Origin of the sequence: Nocardia camponoti (genome assembly GCF_014646135.1) — a bacterium.
GTDB classification, from domain to species: domain Bacteria; phylum Actinomycetota; class Actinomycetes; order Mycobacteriales; family Mycobacteriaceae; genus Nocardia; species Nocardia camponoti.
Map to the genome: position 1 here is coordinate 358675 of NZ_BMMW01000002.1, position 16027 is coordinate 374701.

Sequence of the window (16027 nt, forward strand, 5' to 3'; positions counted from 1 at the left end):
CAATTACGGAATTACCCGAACGTAATCGGACGTGACGAAAGTCGGAAAATCACACCCGCACAGTGTCGGTTCGAGTCCGACTGGGGGCACTCTTTCACCGCAGGTAGGCGAGTCTCGCCGCAGGTCACGGCGCAAAGCGGCGGTCGCCACCCTGGCACCACCCGGCGCGGGGGTGGTTTGGCCGGGCTTGTCGGAGGTCAGTGGCACAATCCGATCCATGTCATTCGCGGCGAATGTGCTCAAGGTCATGATTCTCCTCCCCCGGCGACACCTCCCCCGAGGTCAAAGCTGTCAAGAACGCGCTATACGGCTGGAACGGGTCTCGAGCGGAGAACGCGCAGACCGTACTGCTGCCCCGATTTTGGAAGACCGACGCGGTTCCAACGCTAAGCGCTTCCGGCGGGCAAAGTGTTATCAACTCCCAGCTCGTTGACGATGCCGACATCGTGATTGCGCTCTTCGATTCGAAGCTCGGCCAGGAAACAGACAACGCCGTTTCTGGCACAGCTGAAGAGATCGAACGCGCCGCTGCGACCGGCAAGCCCGTACACGTCTGGTTTTCCGATGAACCCATTGACCGCCGTACGAGTCCAGCCGAGCTCACTCGCCTGCAAAATTTTCGTGAGGAGCTCCAGGGCAAAGGGCTGCTTGGCGTTTACGCCGATCTCAACGACCTGGCATACAAAGTGCGAGATGCAGTCGAGAGCGACATCAGCAAGTTGGGGCTCAGCTCGCCCGCTGTGGTCCGAAAGGGAGAACACGCAATGCCCCGACTACACGTTGAGCGCGAGGTCGACTATCGCGGAAAAGAGCGCACATACGTCGTAGTCGAGAACAAGAGTGGTGCGACAACTGCAAACGAGCTTCAGGTCGACCTTGGTGAATGGGAGCAATCCGTCTATCGCGAAAGCCGTGCCGCGTTTGATCTTCCGCCCTTTCAAAAGATCAGGTGGACAGCCGGTTTCCACATGGGCTTACCCTCGCAGATCGTTGCAAAGCTCAAGTGGATCGAAGGTGCTGAGCCTCAGTCCGAGGAGCTACCGGTCACTCTCCACTAACCAAACCGACGACCAAACAGCGGCACCACATTCGACGGAAGCTCAACCACCGGAGTAGTCGCAGCCGGGGCGGGCGGCTTCCGCCGCATTGGCATCCATCGCCGACTTGCGCGAGTTTCTGTCCGGCCATGGCGCCGAACCCCGCCTTGACGACTTCGACGACCGGCACGTCATCGTCGGCTAGCTCGACCCGTATCCGCCCATCGGCCCAGTCATCAAGCTCGGCTCCGTGCCTCTGCGGGGCTCGTTGAGCTCAACCTTGACAGACCCTCAGCCCACCCCTAGATAGAAGACGTGGCACGCAAACCGAGCACCGAGACGCGCATGACCCTCTACCGGCTGGTTGGCTTTCCAACGCTGGAGAAGGTAATCCGGGACAAGTACACGGACTTCACCGAGGAACACGTGATGGTGGGCGTGCGGCCATCGGTCCTCTACTGGGGACGAACTCCCGATAAGCCTGTCGCGTGGGCCAGTACGGTGGCAGGTCTTTCAGGTGCCAGCATCGATCTGGCAACAGGAGTCGCGGCGGCCGTCCTGGTAAGCAAACCGAAGAAGGTTGTGGTTGTTATGGCGAAGGAGAAAGAGGCCATTAACGCGACCAGCCTGTTCACGTTCACCCAGGTGAACCTTGGCAGGCAGGACCGACTACTGAAGGCGAAAGGTGTCGACCTGTCGATCGTTTCAGTACTCAAGGAGTGACTGGGCAACACCACTCTGGTAGAGCGAGTTGCGACCCGACCCCGGCGATAGGGTGCCTGCTCAAGTTCAGCGCGCACATACAGTCCAGTGCCAGTGAGCATTTCAGAATCATGAGCGATACTGGGCCCATGGCCACGCCTAGGGGACGCGTCGCACCACACCGCACCGCCGAGCAGCGGTTCGGAGTCGAGCTGCGCGCCCGGCGGACAGCAGCGGCATTGTCGCTTCGCCAGCTCGCTCCGCTGGTAAATATCAGCCATGACCTCCTGGCACGGATCGAGCGGGCCGAACGGCGTGCCCACCGCGATACCGTCATCCTCCTCGATCAAGCGCTCAACGCCGACGGCCGACTGATCCGGCTAGCTGAACCGTTTACCGCCATCATTGCCACCACGCCGGTGTCGGGCGACGTAGACCCGGAAACCGTCGGTCGAACGCTTCGTCAGCTCACCGCTGACGTCCGAGCCGCCGACCACACGATGTCCGCTGGACAGACGAAGAAGTTGATCGCTGGCGCGCGGTCGGCGTCGTCGATTGCGATGGAGCGCCACCCGGCCGACCTCCGAAATGATCTACGCCGAGGTGTTGCTGAGGCTTATCAGCTAGCCGGGTGGATGCTCTTCGATCGAGGCAATACCACTGCAGCGGACAAGGCATTCACCGAGGCGCGACGTAATGCCCAGCAAGCCAATGCGATCGAGCTCGTTGCGTTCATCGGTGGCCCCAACGCCGCCTTCATGACCACCTGGCACGGGGATGCATCAACCGGCGTCGCGCAAGCGTACGGCGCGCTTGCCTGGGCTCGACGAAGCGGCAACCGCCGCCTATCCGCCTTCGTTGCCACCATGGCCGCGCGCGCCCATGCTCGACTCGGCGAGTCCGAGCTGTGCGCCCACATGCTCATCGAAGCCGAGAGCGAGCTTGGCAGGCACCGCGAAGACACTCCAGACCCTTTGTGGCTCAACGTTTTCGATGCCGCCGCGCTAGCTGGGCATCGCGGCTCATGCATGCTCGACCTCGGCTCGCCCGACCGTGCCATCGAAGCGTTCTCCGAGCAGCACGCGGCTAGCCCGGATGCCTTCCTGCGGAATCGGACCATTTGGCAACTTGAGCACGCCGCCGCAAAAATCGAGCTCGACGAACCCGACGCCGCAGCCAACAGCGTTGACGGTGCGATCGACGGCCTTAACGCAGGCCCTGTCTCATCGAGAGTTCTCGACCTATTCAGAGGAGTCGAAACACAGCTCGCTGGTTCACGCTGTCACGCAGCCGAGGAAGCGGCCGTCCGCGTGACGGCGCTCATCGCGGCACACGAGTGAATGGATAAGTAGCCCAATGTACTTCGACACCTTGGGCTGACTCCGAGATCACCAAGACCTCGCCTCGCAATCGGCCGATATCAGCCCGATAGCGCCCGTTTCCCAGCGCTACGAATGTCGTGCTGGTGCGGCCCGGATCACTGGCAAGATGCGCATGTAGCGCGTTGCCTCCCCAGCCGAAGATCGTCTCATCCGACTCAGACCACCAACTGCCAAGAATCGCTTGAACTTCGGGTGGACACGGTAGCGGGTACCCGCCGTCCAGGAGCATCGGATCTTCCACCGGGATGTCGAGCAAGACGGATGTCGCGAAGCCGCAGAGATCGACACCCCGGGTCGCGTTGGCCAGCGCGACGACGACGAGCTGGTTCACCCTGTCCAGCTGCAATGCCGACTGGAACCCCGGCATAGACCCGGTGTGTCCAGCAAGAATCCGCTCATCACAACGCTCAAGGATCAATCCGAGACCCCAGCCACGCGTCCATTCGTGAGGATCGACCATTACCTGCAAGGTGTGCATCTGGTCAATAACAGAGTGCGACAGGACATTTGAGTTTGCTCCCAGCAGCGCTGCGCCCCATACCAGCAGGTCGCCAGCTGTCGACCACAGCTGACCGCCCGCGCCAATCGCGCCCTGGTCCATCACCGGCTCTCGATGCACACCGCCGCCATGCGGATCGAGGCGGTAGCCGACAGCGGCGTCGGAAGGTGCACTCCATGTGGTGCGCCCGAGCTTCAGCGGCGTCAAGAGCCGGTGCTCGATGACGCTCTCGAAAGGCTGCGCCGTCACCGTCTCGATAATCTGTCCGAGAACGGCGTAGCCGAGATTCGAGTAGTGCCACCGCTCTCCCAGTCGCGCAATTAGTTCCACGTCGACGAACGCGGAGCGTAGACCAGCCGAATTCGGCCCCTGCATAGTTTCCCACATATCAAGGGGAGCTTCGCGCTGCAAACCACTTGAGTGCGAAAGTAGCGATGCGATGGTGACATCGCCGAAGGGCGTCCCTGGAATGAATCGGTCGACCGTATCGACAAGCCGAACAGCTCCCTCTTCGGCGAGTATCAATACGGTGGCCGCTGTGAATGTCTTGGTGATCGACCCAATTCGATACGGCACCTCGGGCGTGGCCGCAATCGAGTTCTCCACGTCGGCGTAGCCCGCCGACGCCTGGCCAAGCAATGTATCGGCCTCGGCGACCGCGACCGTCATGCTCGGAACCCGCGCATCATGCCGCACCGCGGCGACTCGCGCTGCGAGACCTTCCCCGAATTCGACACTCACCACGTCCCCTTCCGTCCAACCCAGCATCCCACAACTGGCGATTTCGGCTGTGGACAACCAGTTTGTCCACAGCCAACCACTTCCGACCAGTGGTTTTGCCCGGGATGCTGGGTTCACAGCCACCCTCGGGGCGGGCATCGCCAGCGCCGAGCAGTTCCACATCTGGGGAGTCACGATGCCGCACATCAGAACCAAAATCGACGATTGCACCATCGACTGGGAGCCACAGATCCCCGCGCCAACCTCGACCAATATCGTCGAGCGTAAGGGTCTCGGGCATCCCGACACGCTGGCCGACCACCTCGCCGAGGTATTGTCGCGGGTCTACAGCCGCGTCACTCTCGACGACTTCGGTGCCGTCCTGCACCACAACTTCGACAAGTTGGCGCTACTCGGCGGAGCCAGCGAAGTGCGCTACGGCTCGGGCCGAATGATCGATCCCGTGCGCGTTCTAGTCAATGGCCGAGCGGCCCGCTCGTGCGCTGGACGCACCATTCCCGTCGACGACATCATCGAAGACACTGTGCGCGGCTTCTTCCACGAGCGCCTGCCCGAACTGGACGGCCACCTCGATATCCGACTCAATGTCACCAGCAATTCCAGCCCCGGCGCGGTCCACGTCGACACCGAAACACCCGACCGCGTCAAATGGTTCAACCCCAACAGCATCATGGACCTGCGCGAACACCGAGTGCGCCTCTCCAACGACACCTCCCTCGGCACCGGCTGGGCCCCCGACAGCCCCTTCGAGCAGTTCGCCCGTACCGTCGCCGATCATTTCTCCTCCACAAGCCCGTTCACGCTGGCCAATCCGTGGTGCGGCTCGGACGTGAAGATCATGGGCTACAGCACGCCCGAGGAAGTCGACATCGTCGCCTGCGTGCCACAAAAGTGCGCGCACGTCCCCAACCGCATGGCCTACCTCGCCAATAAGGAAGCCGTGCTCGCCGAATGCCACCAGCTCGCCCTCACCGCGATGCCGGATGTGCCCGTCCGGTTCCGAATCAACACCCGCGATATCCCCGACCGCGACGAGCTTTACCTCACCTACACCGGCAGCTCCATCGAATCCGGTGACGAGGGCGTCGTCGGGCGCGGCAACCGCGTCAACGGACTCATCACACCACTGCGGCCGATGAACGTCGAGGGTGCCAACGGCAAGAACCCGGTGTATCACGTCGGCAAGCTCTACAACGTCGCCGCTCGACGGCTCGCGCAACGACTGCACGAGGTGAGCGGCAACTACGCCGAGGTCCACATGGTCAGCGCGACAGGACAACGCCTGGATCGGCCGTGGCGCATTCTCATCCGAACGACCGGAGCGGTCGAAGCCGCCGAGGTTAACGAACTCATCCACGAGACACTCGCTAGCTTCCCCGCACTCACCGATGAAATCCTCTCTGGCACAACGGTATTGGCCTAGATCGATGACCACATACTTGCTACGACATGCACCGACCACCTACAGCGTGGAGTTCCGGCTCAACGGCGATCCTGCCGTCGAAGTACCACTGACCAGCGAGGGCCTGCGTGCCTGCCAAACAGCCCGCAACGAATTACCAACGGCCACCTTTAAATCGGCGATGACAAGCCCGTTTCACCGATGCCGACACACCGCTGAACGGCTCACTCCCACGACAACGACCCTGCTTGAGCAACCGCTTCTCGCGGAACTGGACTACGGGGTGTTCGAGGGCGCGGACTTCACCGAGTACGCCATCTGGCTAGCCGAACATGGTCCAGACCAGGTTCCACCCAACGCACAAGAATCGCAACGGTCCGGCATCCTTCGGATGATGCACGGACTGAACACAGCCCTGGACTGGTCTGGCCCGCGTCTGGTTGTCGCCCATGGATTGTTGGTCTCGGTAATTCAGTGGACGCGCCGCCACCCGAACGCCACGCTGGCGGATGTCTTCTTCCCAGCGGCAGCCGGACTCGTTCCGGTTGCGATAGGCGATCACGAACTCCGCTGCCTGACCACGCGGCTCATCGGGCAGCTTGAAAACCGCGAGATTGGCGAGAACTGGCGCGTCGACCTTGGCGCCTTCCCACCCCAGATCGCTGTCCAGATCCCCACCAGCAGAAAGGCTCCCCATGCATGACGCACGCGCCCTACTCGACCTCGGCCAGGTGGCGGTTAACCGCCTCGCGCGCCGTGGCTACTGCCTCGACCTCGGTCTCATCGATAAACTGTTCCAACGCCGAAACCGCGTAATCAAGACGGCCGACGACCTGCGTGCCGAATCCAAGAAGCTGTCGAACGAATTCGCCAAACTCGCCAAGACCGGAGCCGACACCTCGACGGTGCGCGAGCGATCGCGTGGCCTCAACGCCCAGCTCCACACCGTCGAGGCCGAACAGACCCAGGCAGAGGCCGAACTGCGCGAGGTCCTGCTCACCATCCCGAACTTCCCCGCCGACGACGCCCCCGACGGAACCGACGAGGCGTTCAATGTCGAGATCCGCCGACACGGCAACCCGCCCGCGTTCGCGTTCCAGGCTCGCGATCACGTCGACCTGGGCGAGGCGATGGGAATCTTCGACTTCCCCCGTGCGGTGAAGCTGTCCGGGTCGCGTTTCAGCGTCACGAAGGGAGCCGGGGCCGCGCTCGAACGCGCCCTAGCCACCTACTTCCTCGCCCTGCACATCAATCGGCATGGGTACCAAGAGATTTCGGTACCCAACCTGGTGAACCGAACAACGATGACCGGCACGGGGCAACTGCCCAAGTTCGAGGATGACTTGTTCCGCACCAGCCTCGCGGACAAAGAACTGTTCCTCATCCCCACCGGGGAAGTCCCGCTCACCAACCTCCACGCCGACGAGATCCTGCCCGCCGAAGCGCTGCCCTACCGCTACACCGCCTGGACCCCGTGCTTCCGTTCCGAAGCCGGGTCCTACGGCCGCGACACCCGAGGAATCCTGCGCCAGCACCAATTCCATAAAGTCGAGTTGGTTCAGATCGTGCGCGCGGCCGAGTCGCGCGAACGTCTCGACCTGATGCTCGACCACGCGGAAACCTGCCTGCGCGAACTCGGGCTCGCCTACCGCGTCGTCAAGCTCGCCGCGGGCGACCTCGGCTTCTCCGCCACCTTCACCTACGACATCGAGGTCTGGCTCCCCAGCCAGAACACCTACCGAGAGATCAGCTCCTGCTCGGACTGCGGCACCTTCCAAGCCCGCCGCGCCGCAATCCGTGTCAAGGACAAGGACGGCAAGAAGGAACTCGCCGCCACCCTCAACGGCTCAGCGCTACCGATCGGCCGCACAGTCGCAGCGATCCTTGAACAGTTCCAGAACCAGGACGGATCGGTGACGATTCCGCAGGTCCTCGTCCCCTTCACCGGGTTCGCGAAGATCAACGCCGACGGCACCACCGAGTCATGAGGCCAACCGATGCTTGTCGGAATATGCGACTTCCCCAGTAACTACCTGTTTCCCCCGCTCGGGTACGGCGGGATAGAACGCTGGCTGTGGGCGTGTGCCGTTGGTGCGCGCCGCGCGGGTGCCGATGTTCACCTCATCGGTCCCGCGTGGCGACGCGAACTCGCCGACACGTGGACCATCCGCACGCCCCGCCTTGAGGCCATCGCCCCGAACTCGCTAGCGGCACGCGAACTACGAGCCACGAAGTACGACCTGCTCATCGCCGGCCACGAGTACCCATCCCGCCAAGCCTGGCGTGACGTCGCAGACACCCTCAGCACCCAGATCGCGACCTTCCAACACAACCCCGACTTCACTCACACCGACGAGGCATTCGACGGGCGAATGTCTCGCTTGTACTGCTACTCACCGGAAATGGTCGCCCGTTACGCGGCGCACAATCCGATCCAAACGCTTTCGGTCCAATTCGGCTTCCACGAATCCGAACCAGCCCCACGAGCCGGACGCGACCTGGTGTGGGTAGGCCGAATCGATCGAGACAAGGCTCCCCACCTCGCGATCATGGCCGCCGCGCTCCTCGGCCGCACGATCGATATCGTCGGCCCGATCTTCGACGACGACTACGTCGAGCACCACGCCGCGCTCTTTCGCGCCGACCACGTCCGCATGGTGGGCGAACTCGGCGGCGCGGCCAAAACCGACGCCTTCGCACGCGCCGCGACCTACGTTTACACCTGCTCACGCACCTACATCGAGGCAGGCGTGGCCACCCTCGGCGAATCCATGCGCACCGGAACCCCCATCGCCGCGCTCACCTGGCGAACCGGCACCTGCGCCGACGCGGCCCTGTGCCCGGACACCGGAAGCATCGCGCTCACCGACCCCGACGCTGACGATGACCAAGCCGCCCGACGACTAGCCGACGCCATCACATCCGCAGCCAGCCTCAAACCCACCGCAGTTCAAGCGATCGGGCTCACCCGCTTCGACCCAGCCCAGCACTTCACCACATTGGCCAACCTGTGAATCACGCCGACCATCTGGTCCACGCATTGCGCCGCGCGCTCGGCGACCGCTGGATCATCCATCGCCACGAAATGCAACTAGACATCGAATCGCGTTGTGCCGCAACACTTTATGCCCCACCCAGACGAGCCGTTGATTGGATCGAGCTACTTGGCTGCCTTGAGGCCGCCTTCAACAGCCACGGAATAGCCCGCGCGACCCCTCTCCCGCTGGCCTGCGGACGCGACACCGACTTCACCATCTCGGCCATCCAAGCCGCCGACCCCTATCTCAAAGACAACCAGCCGATCATGCTGCGCGAAGGTTTCCTCGCCCAGCCCGTCGTGCGATTCACCGGCGATCGCACACCGAGCGGCCAACTCGCCGACGGATTCCTCACCTCATTCGTCAACATCGCCCAGGTCAGCCGCATCCGCAATATCACCGATCACGCCACCCACCTCGATAGCTGGATTGGCATACTCGGCGCGATCGGGCTACACGCACGCCACCTCCGCATCACCGGACAAACCCAGGTGTGGCAACGCGGACCAGTTAACGGAATCACCCTCCACATCGAGCACGCAGGCATGGAAATCAGCGACATCGTCCTGCTCTGGAACGCCACCAACCCCGATCACCTCGTCACTGACATCGGCTCCGGCCTAGAACGCCTCCGGTGGGCACGACATCGTTGCGACTGGCTCATGAACGTCCATGGGCGACGCTCATCGCTGGCACCGAATACCCTGGACGCGGTGCGCACCGCAGCCCTTGTGATCGGACAAGGGGTCCGCCCCGGCCCACGCGGACGCGGCGGCACTATCCGCCGACTTCTCACCAACGTATCGCCCAGCGTCAGCGAACTCGGTGTCAGCCGCGCCACAAGATCGGCCTGCGAATACTGGTCCACCTTCGTCCCGCCTGCGCTGCCATGGCCAGCGATCGCAACCCAGATCGACAACGAGATAGCCCACTGACCGCAACAGCTAGCCGGTGCGGTCTTCCATGGCGACCACGGAAGTCAGTACAACGCGAGCGATTTCGCGGAACTCCGCCGTGATTTAGGTGTCACTCAATCCATGGGCGCGGTGGACACGAGCGCCGATAACTCCCTGGCCGAGGCGTTTGGTACTGGACGGGGGCTGGCCGAAAGTCCTGACCTGGGTTAGACCCAGAACCCGTCGTGCACATCCCGTGCCTCCGGGAGGTCAACGGGTCCGAGGACGGGCAGGTCGCGTTGACCTGCCGCGAAAACGGTTCGGCACGGCAGTGCCATTGTCGGATTCTCCGGGTTCGCGCCGGTGAGGGCGAGCAGTTCGTCCTCACCTAGGGCGTAGACGACGCGGCCGATACCAGCCCAATAGATCGCGCCCGCGCACATCGCGCAAGGCTCGGTGCTGGTGTAAAGGGTGCAGGTGCGCAGGAAGTCGGCGTCGTAAGCGGCGCTCGACAGCCGCACCAGGTTGGTTTCGGCGTGGCCGGTGGCGTCCCGTTCGGTGGTGACGGTGTTCTCGGCCTCAAGCAACACAACCCCGTCGGGACCCGTCAGGAGCGCGCCGAATGGGTGGTTGCCGTGCTCGCGGGAGCGGCGGGCAACCGCGACGGCAAGGTCGAGGCGGGCGCGGTCGGTCTCGCTCAGCGTGGTTGTCGAACCGGCGGTGCTCATGCGGGGATCTCCTTCGATGGGGTGAGTGCGGTTGCGGTGCTGGCGCGCGATGTCCGCGTCAGCACAGAGTGGACGAGGCCTGCCGTCAGGAAGGCGACAAGTGCGGCTGACGCGCCGAGAGGCGGCCAGTGTTCGGCGATCGGGCCGACGAACACACCGGGCTGGCTCATGAACGGCACGGCGACGAGTATGCCGAGTAGCCAGGCGACGAATCCGGGACCGATGCGCGTCGGGGGTCGGGCGGGTCCACGCGTCAGGAAGTGGTCGACGAGCACGATGGCCAACCAGGGCGCGATCCAGTTGCCAAGCAGGATCAGGAAGTTCTGGAACGACTCCCAGTAGTTGCCCTGGCCGGTGACCCAACCCAGGACAGCGCCGATCGAACCGACAACGAGGACAGCCTGCCAGCGCGTCATCCGGACACCGGCCGTCAGCCAGGCCAAAGCTCCGGAATAGCAGTCCAAACAGCTGGACGTGACGGTCGAAATGCCAAGGGCCAGCATGGTAATGGCCGCGAGGACACTGGGCAGCACTTCGGTGACCAGGTCGGTCGGGGTGCCAACGAAAGCGATCGTGCCGATGGCGGCGCCGAGTCCGCCGATCCACACCGAACCGAGCATGGTCCCGATGAACGCGTAGGTGAACAGCCGCCGCGCGGAGGTGTCGGCGGGCATGTACCGGGTGTAGTCGGCGGCGTAGGTAGAGAAGCTCAGCGCGCGCGAGGCGTGCACGGCGACCGTTAGCGCGAAGGCGCCAGCCAGACCGAGCGCTCCGGCCTTGTCGGCATCGAAGCCCGCGCCGAGGTCGCTTTGGGTGAAGCCGTACACCGAAACGCCGATGAACAGCACCGGCAACACCACCGCCATCGCCTTCTGCACGATGTGGATGAAGCTGTAACCGACTAGGGCGATGACAATCTGGGCGATGGTGACGATCGCGAACGCGGCCGCGAAACCGCTGCCAAGCAAGGTCTGCACGGCGAAGGTGCCGAGCACCGAGTTGACCGCGAACCACGCGCATGCTTTCAGGAACACCAGCGCGGCGGGCGCGATCGCGCCGACGTATCCCAGCGGTCCCCGGGTCTGCACGAGCAGCCCGACACCGGTGCGCGGGCCGAAGGTTGAGGTGATCCCGATCGCGGCCGCGCCGATGGCGCTGCCGATCGTGATCGCGAGCATGGCCTGCGCCCAACCCAATCCGAAGGCGGCGGTGGCGAGCATGCCCGCACTGAGGCTGGAGAACTGAACATTGGAGCTGAACCAGAGCGTGAACGAGGCACTCGGGCCGCCGCGCCGCTGCTGTTCGGGGATGGGTTCGATGCCTGCGGTCTCCACGGTCGTTGCCGCGCGAGCGCTATCGGCGAACTTGCCGAGCAGGGAAGGTGGTCGGGCCATGAGAAGCCCCCTTCAATGATTCGTAGGAAAGATGTCCGCGCGGTCCATTCAGTAGATCAGCTGAGTGACCTGGCAGAATAGGGTCAAGATGTGCGAATACGAGGCAGATTGGGCGACCGTCTTCCTACGATCGTTCGAGTACCGAGGAGATTTGTTTCGTGCGCGTGTCCGATTTGTTGACGCTGGAGCAGCTCGGCCTGACCCTGCTGACCCCGGGTGCCGAGCTCGACCGCGAAGTCCGCTGGGTCTACACCACCGATCTCCTTGAGCCCGCCGCCTACCTGACTGGTGGTGAGGTGGTGTTGACCAGCGAGGGTTGGTATCGCACCGATGCCGACTGCGAGACCTTCGCCGCGTCGCTCGCCGCCGGCGGGGCGGCAGCGCTGGTCGCGGGCGACATCCTGCTCGGCCACGTCCCGCCCGCGCTCGTGCGTGCCTGTGCCGCGCACGGCGTTCCCGTGCTCGCCGCGCCCGCCGCGCTCAGCTACAGCGTCTTGTCGCGCACCGTGATCGAGCGCTTGAACAAGGAGCGGGGACGCCAGCTCGCCGAAGTGCTCGGTCGGCATCGACGTCTGGTGCAGGCCTTGGTCGAGGGTGCCGACCTCGGCGGACTCGTCGTCATGCTCGGAACCGACATCGGACGGGAATGCTGGGCGCTCTCACCAGCGGGCCGGGTACTCGCTGGGTCCAGTGAAACCCTTTCCGCGACAACCAGATTCGCCCTTTCTGCGGCAGCACACCGAGCCGACCGCCTGCCCGCGGTTGTTGACGGTTACACCATGTACCCGATCGGCCGACGCAGTCAGGGCGCGGGCCATCTCGTAGTCCGGGGCGAACTCACCGGCGACCTCGAAGGCGAATCCGCCGAGCAAACAGCCCAACTGCTCGCGCTTGGGGGCGCGCGCCGCGACGAACGCCGACGCACCGAACAGCACTTGCACACCGAGCTGGTCGACCTGATCGACCGGGGCGCGGCCGCCGACTCGGTGAGCGCCCGCCTGCGCGCCGCACGCGTCGACCCCACCCGCCCGCTGCTCGTCCTCACCGCAACAACCAGCGGAATGGTCCGACCGTGGGACCTCGCCGCCGACCTGATCGAAAGCGTCCTCGACACCGCCCCCGACAGTCGTGCCGTGATCGCCGGCGGCGAGGACGGCCTGACGGTTTTCGCAACGACAGGCCCCGACCTCACCGAGACCCACCTCGCCGAACTCCTACGCACCCGCCTGATCGAGCTGGAACCCGCGGCCCTCGGCGGCCGAATCGCGTTCGGGCTCAGCGCAACTGCTGAAGGACCCACCGCGCTAGCCAGCGCCCTCGCCGAGTCCCGCCACGCCGCCCAACTGGCCAGCGACAGCCCTCGCCGACTAGCGCTGGTCACCGCTCGCGAACTCGACTCCCACCTGCTGCTGCTCGCCGGTGTCCCTGGCGAAGTGCGCACCGCCTACCGCAACCGCTTACTCGGCCCGCTGACCGACTACGACACTGACCACGGCACCGATCTACTCCCCACCCTGCACGCTTTCCTGGAATCCAACGGCGCCTGGCGAACCACTGCCAGCGCCCTGCACATCCACGTCAGCACCCTCCACTACCGAATTCAGCGCATCGAAGGGCTGACCGGTCGCGACCTGTCCACCGCCCGCGACCGCGTCGACCTCTACCTGGCCTGCTCGATGAGCGAACGGGGACACTGGCTCTGAGCACGTCTTCCGATGCGGGTCAGCTCACGATTCGCGCGACGTGCCGCCTATCGCATAGCCGACTCAAGCAGCGGGCTACGCGCCGGTTTCGATGACTACCGCGCCGACCACGGTAGCGAAGCTACCTATTCTGGGCTGTCGTCGGACCGAACGGGAGGTTCGCAAAGTCCGCCAAGAGTCGGGTCGAGTCCGATTGAGGCACTTGCCAAGCCGACCGTGAGCGCGCAAAGCGCGTATCTTCGACGGCACTGTCGGACGACGATGCGGGGACGCAATGACGATCAGGGATCGCCTTGAACAGCTGGTGGTCGAGCAGCCTGTGGTGTTCGGGGAGCCGATCGAGACGGCGGCTGGGGCGACCGTCATCACTGTCTCGCGCCGTGGTGGTCTCCTGCGGCAACCTCGCGCCATCGGGCTATTCGTGGTCCACGAAGGGCGTGCACAGTGGACGCCCGCGATGGACTCCAACCGCATCGCGCAACTCGGCGAATGGATCGGTTTACTCACCGGAGTCATTGCGGCGCTGGCGATTCTGCGCCGCCCGCCGTGGCCGGACCTTCGCTTCCGGAGCAACTAATCTCATCGGGTACTGAAATAGTTCAGCACTAGGCGTATGCTCGGGTCATGAAGTCGCTACCGTTCAGTGAGCTCATCCGTAAACAGACGTCGGTCTTTCCGCTGTTGGCCGATTCCGATGTAACGCTCGAACGGCGCGATGCCGAGAACGTGGTGCTGATACGAGATGAACGCTATCAGGCGATGGATGGTGCGCTGAGGATCGCCGCTCGGTCGCTCGCCCTGGTGGCGAAGGCAAATCGGCAGATGGCCGAGGAGGTGTTCGCCGAAGAACTTCCCTGGCTCACTTGGCTGCCCGCGGAGCATCGGACCGAGGCCGTACGCGAGCTGCTCGACGACCTCGTCGCGGGCGCGGACACGGGCTTCTACCTGCCGTTTCAGCGCAACCTGGTCGCGTGGAAACACACCGCGCAGATCTACACTGATCCCGCGCTCGTCCGCGAACTGAGCGGACCCTTCGAGCGCACAAACCACGGGGAGATCGGCCGACCTAAGGCGGCGGAGTGAACGCGGTAAAGCGCGGTGACGAATTGCCACGACCGAAACCGTGGCGAGTCATCGCGCAGAACACTCAGGCGGCACGCGGATGGATTGAATTGCAGCGCAGCGTGATTGAAGCGCTGGATCGTGCGTGGATGGACATCACGGCGGACCCACGTAGCATGGCGAATCCGCACCGGCAGCACCAGTTGAAGGCGAATCTGCGAGTCGTCAAGTTCGGCGAGGTTGAACTTGAACAGTGGCAATACGAGGTGACTGGTGGTGGTCGTATCTGGTACGCCATTGACGACGAAGTGCGCACGATCTGGATTACGAAAGCTTCGACGGGCCATCCCGGCGTAACAGACAAGGGCGGCGGCCGTCGCTCCCGCTAACCGCACTCCCGTTTCCGATACGAACGCACCCCGAGCAATGATTGGCGATGGCGCCCACTAGCGCACAATCAAACCCGGGCGGAACATCTCGTTCGGTGGGCGCGTTCCGGTCTCCAACGCGCTCACCAGCATGCGCACCGCTGCCGCCGCCTGTTCTTCGCGTCGGGTGTCGATCGCCGGGAGTGGGGGGTCGTTGTCGCGGGCGATGCTGCCTTCCGAGGTGATCAAATGCAGGTCGGTGCCGATGGTGCGGCCCAGTTCGCGGGCCGCGGTTACGCAGCCAGCGGCGATCGAATCGAGTGGCGCGTAGATCGCGTCGACCTCGGGGTGCTCGGTGAGCAGGCGCACACACGCTTGGGTTGCGAGGCGCGTTCGGCCACCGCCGTGCGCAAAGTCGACGGTGCCGACGATCGTCTGCTTGTGCGCGGTCGGGCACCAGCGTTCGAAGGCTTCCCGCGTTGCCGCCGCGCTCTGTCGACCGCTCTCGTCGACTAGCAGCGCGGGCGTGCGGGCACCCGCTCCGAGCACGTGCTCCATCGCGACCGCGACGGCGGCATCGCGGTCGAGGGCGACCGAGCTGGCTGGTGGCGGTGCGTATCCGCCGATCGTCACTACCGCAAGACCGCGCGCGGTTGCCGATTCGACGATGCCGTCGGTGGGGTCGGGGTCGATGATGAGCACGCCGTCAGCGGCGAGTTCGTGCACCTGATCTTGGCCGCCAAGCGGCGGGACGAGCACCAGCGAATAGCCGTGTCGAAAGCATTCGCCTGTGGCCGCCAATGCGGTACGGGTGTACCAGTCGAGTCGGGATTCCTGGTCATCGACCTGGTCGGCCACGAGCGACGTGACCAGCCCGATCATCATGGTCCGCCCGGTGCGCAACGCGCGGGCTTCCCGGTTGATCCGGTAGCCGAGCTCGGTCGCGGTGGCAAGGATGCGGGCGCGGGTGCTGTCCTCCAGCCGACCTTTTCCGCTGAGCGCCAACGACACCGCCGACGGCGAGACACCGGCGGCGCGCGCGATGTCGCGCATAGTCGGCCTCGGTGGCACGCGT

General features: G+C 64.3%; 16 protein-coding genes and 1 pseudogene. 13 read left to right on the forward strand and 4 right to left on the reverse strand.

The genetic code is table 11. The features are described 5' to 3' along the window. The first annotated feature begins 413 nt into the window (after positions 1-413). The 3 genes from IEX78_RS09900 (at position 414) to IEX78_RS09910 (ending at position 3079) form a co-directional block, all read left to right on the forward strand. On the forward strand, positions 414-1058 hold the full coding sequence (locus IEX78_RS09900; RefSeq protein WP_505806436.1) for a DUF4062 domain-containing protein: 645 nt from the start codon (positions 414-416) through the stop codon (positions 1056-1058). Between the two features lie 294 nt (positions 1059-1352). Continuing rightward, positions 1353-1760, forward strand: coding sequence for a hypothetical protein (locus IEX78_RS09905; protein WP_188828619.1), 408 nt, complete (start codon positions 1353-1355; stop codon positions 1758-1760). 128 nt (positions 1761-1888) lie between these two features. Next, positions 1889-3079: a helix-turn-helix domain-containing protein gene (locus IEX78_RS09910; RefSeq protein WP_188828620.1), complete on the forward strand. Its 1191-nt coding sequence runs from the start codon at positions 1889-1891 to the stop codon at positions 3077-3079. On the opposite strand, the gene IEX78_RS09915 is transcribed toward IEX78_RS09910, so the two are convergent. Next, the gene (locus tag IEX78_RS09915; protein WP_188828621.1) at positions 3060-4574 is read right to left on the reverse strand and encodes a serine hydrolase domain-containing protein; all 1515 of its coding nucleotides are present in this window, start codon (positions 4572-4574) and stop codon (positions 3060-3062) included. The two genes, IEX78_RS09910 and IEX78_RS09915, sit on opposite strands and share 20 nt — an antisense overlap. Here IEX78_RS09915 and IEX78_RS09920 point away from each other — a divergent pair. The 6 genes and pseudogenes from IEX78_RS09920 to IEX78_RS24170 all read left to right on the forward strand — a co-directional run. Next, positions 4537-5784, forward strand: a complete 1248-nt coding sequence (locus IEX78_RS09920; protein ID WP_188828622.1) for a methionine adenosyltransferase — start codon at positions 4537-4539, stop codon at positions 5782-5784. The two genes, IEX78_RS09915 and IEX78_RS09920, sit on opposite strands and share 38 nt — an antisense overlap. A 4-nt stretch (positions 5785-5788) precedes the next feature. After that, on the forward strand, positions 5789-6466 hold the full coding sequence (locus IEX78_RS09925) for a histidine phosphatase family protein (RefSeq protein WP_268240890.1): 678 nt from the start codon (positions 5789-5791) through the stop codon (positions 6464-6466). After that, entirely contained in the window at positions 6459-7751 is a 1293-nt protein-coding gene (gene serS / locus IEX78_RS09930) for a serine--tRNA ligase (RefSeq protein WP_188828624.1), read from the forward strand. The genes IEX78_RS09925 and serS overlap by 8 nt, the downstream gene beginning before the upstream one ends. Before the next feature lie 9 nt (positions 7752-7760). Further along, entirely contained in the window at positions 7761-8777 is a 1017-nt protein-coding gene (locus IEX78_RS09935) for a glycosyltransferase family protein (RefSeq protein ID WP_188828625.1), read from the forward strand. After that, complete coding sequence (locus tag IEX78_RS09940; protein WP_229683849.1) at positions 8774-9736, forward strand: hypothetical protein; 963 nt, start codon at positions 8774-8776, stop codon at positions 9734-9736. Before IEX78_RS09935 ends, IEX78_RS09940 begins: the two co-directional genes overlap by 4 nt. 9 nt (positions 9737-9745) lie before the next feature. Continuing rightward, a pseudogene (locus IEX78_RS24170) lies at positions 9746-9886 on the forward strand (IS3-like element IS3502 family transposase); the annotation flags it as partial. 38 nt (positions 9887-9924) lie between these two features. Here the strand turns inward: IEX78_RS24170 and IEX78_RS09945 are convergent. Both IEX78_RS09945 and IEX78_RS09950 read right to left on the reverse strand, forming a co-directional pair. Beyond that, the gene (locus IEX78_RS09945; RefSeq protein ID WP_188828626.1) at positions 9925-10425 is read right to left on the reverse strand and encodes a nucleoside deaminase; all 501 of its coding nucleotides are present in this window, start codon (positions 10423-10425) and stop codon (positions 9925-9927) included. After that, the gene (locus IEX78_RS09950; protein WP_188828627.1) at positions 10422-11819 is read right to left on the reverse strand and encodes a purine-cytosine permease family protein; all 1398 of its coding nucleotides are present in this window, start codon (positions 11817-11819) and stop codon (positions 10422-10424) included. Before IEX78_RS09950 ends, IEX78_RS09945 begins: the two co-directional genes overlap by 4 nt. A 158-nt stretch (positions 11820-11977) precedes the next feature. Here IEX78_RS09950 and IEX78_RS09955 point away from each other — a divergent pair, with 158 nt between their 5' ends. The 4 genes from IEX78_RS09955 to IEX78_RS09970 all read left to right on the forward strand — a co-directional run bounded on the left by IEX78_RS09955 (position 11978) and on the right by IEX78_RS09970 (position 14973). Then, positions 11978-13522 carry a helix-turn-helix domain-containing protein gene (locus IEX78_RS09955; RefSeq protein WP_188828628.1) on the forward strand — a complete coding sequence of 515 codons (1545 nt, stop codon included), beginning with the start codon at positions 11978-11980 and terminating at the stop codon, positions 13520-13522. A 274-nt stretch (positions 13523-13796) separates the two neighbouring features. Then, positions 13797-14099 carry a hypothetical protein gene (locus IEX78_RS09960; RefSeq protein ID WP_188828629.1) on the forward strand — a complete coding sequence of 101 codons (303 nt, stop codon included), beginning with the start codon at positions 13797-13799 and terminating at the stop codon, positions 14097-14099. Between the two features lie 47 nt (positions 14100-14146). Beyond that, complete coding sequence (locus IEX78_RS09965) at positions 14147-14605, forward strand: hypothetical protein (RefSeq protein WP_188828630.1); 459 nt, start codon at positions 14147-14149, stop codon at positions 14603-14605. After that, a complete protein-coding gene (locus tag IEX78_RS09970) occupies positions 14602-14973 on the forward strand; it encodes a hypothetical protein (protein WP_188828631.1) in 372 nt (123 codons plus the stop codon). The genes IEX78_RS09965 and IEX78_RS09970 overlap by 4 nt, the downstream gene beginning before the upstream one ends. A gap of 57 nt (positions 14974-15030) precedes the next feature. Here IEX78_RS09970 and IEX78_RS09975 read toward each other — a convergent pair whose 3' ends face one another. Beyond that, positions 15031-16023 carry a LacI family DNA-binding transcriptional regulator gene (locus IEX78_RS09975; protein WP_188828632.1) on the reverse strand — a complete coding sequence of 331 codons (993 nt, stop codon included), beginning with the start codon at positions 16021-16023 and terminating at the stop codon, positions 15031-15033. Between the last annotated feature and the right edge of the window lie 4 nt (positions 16024-16027).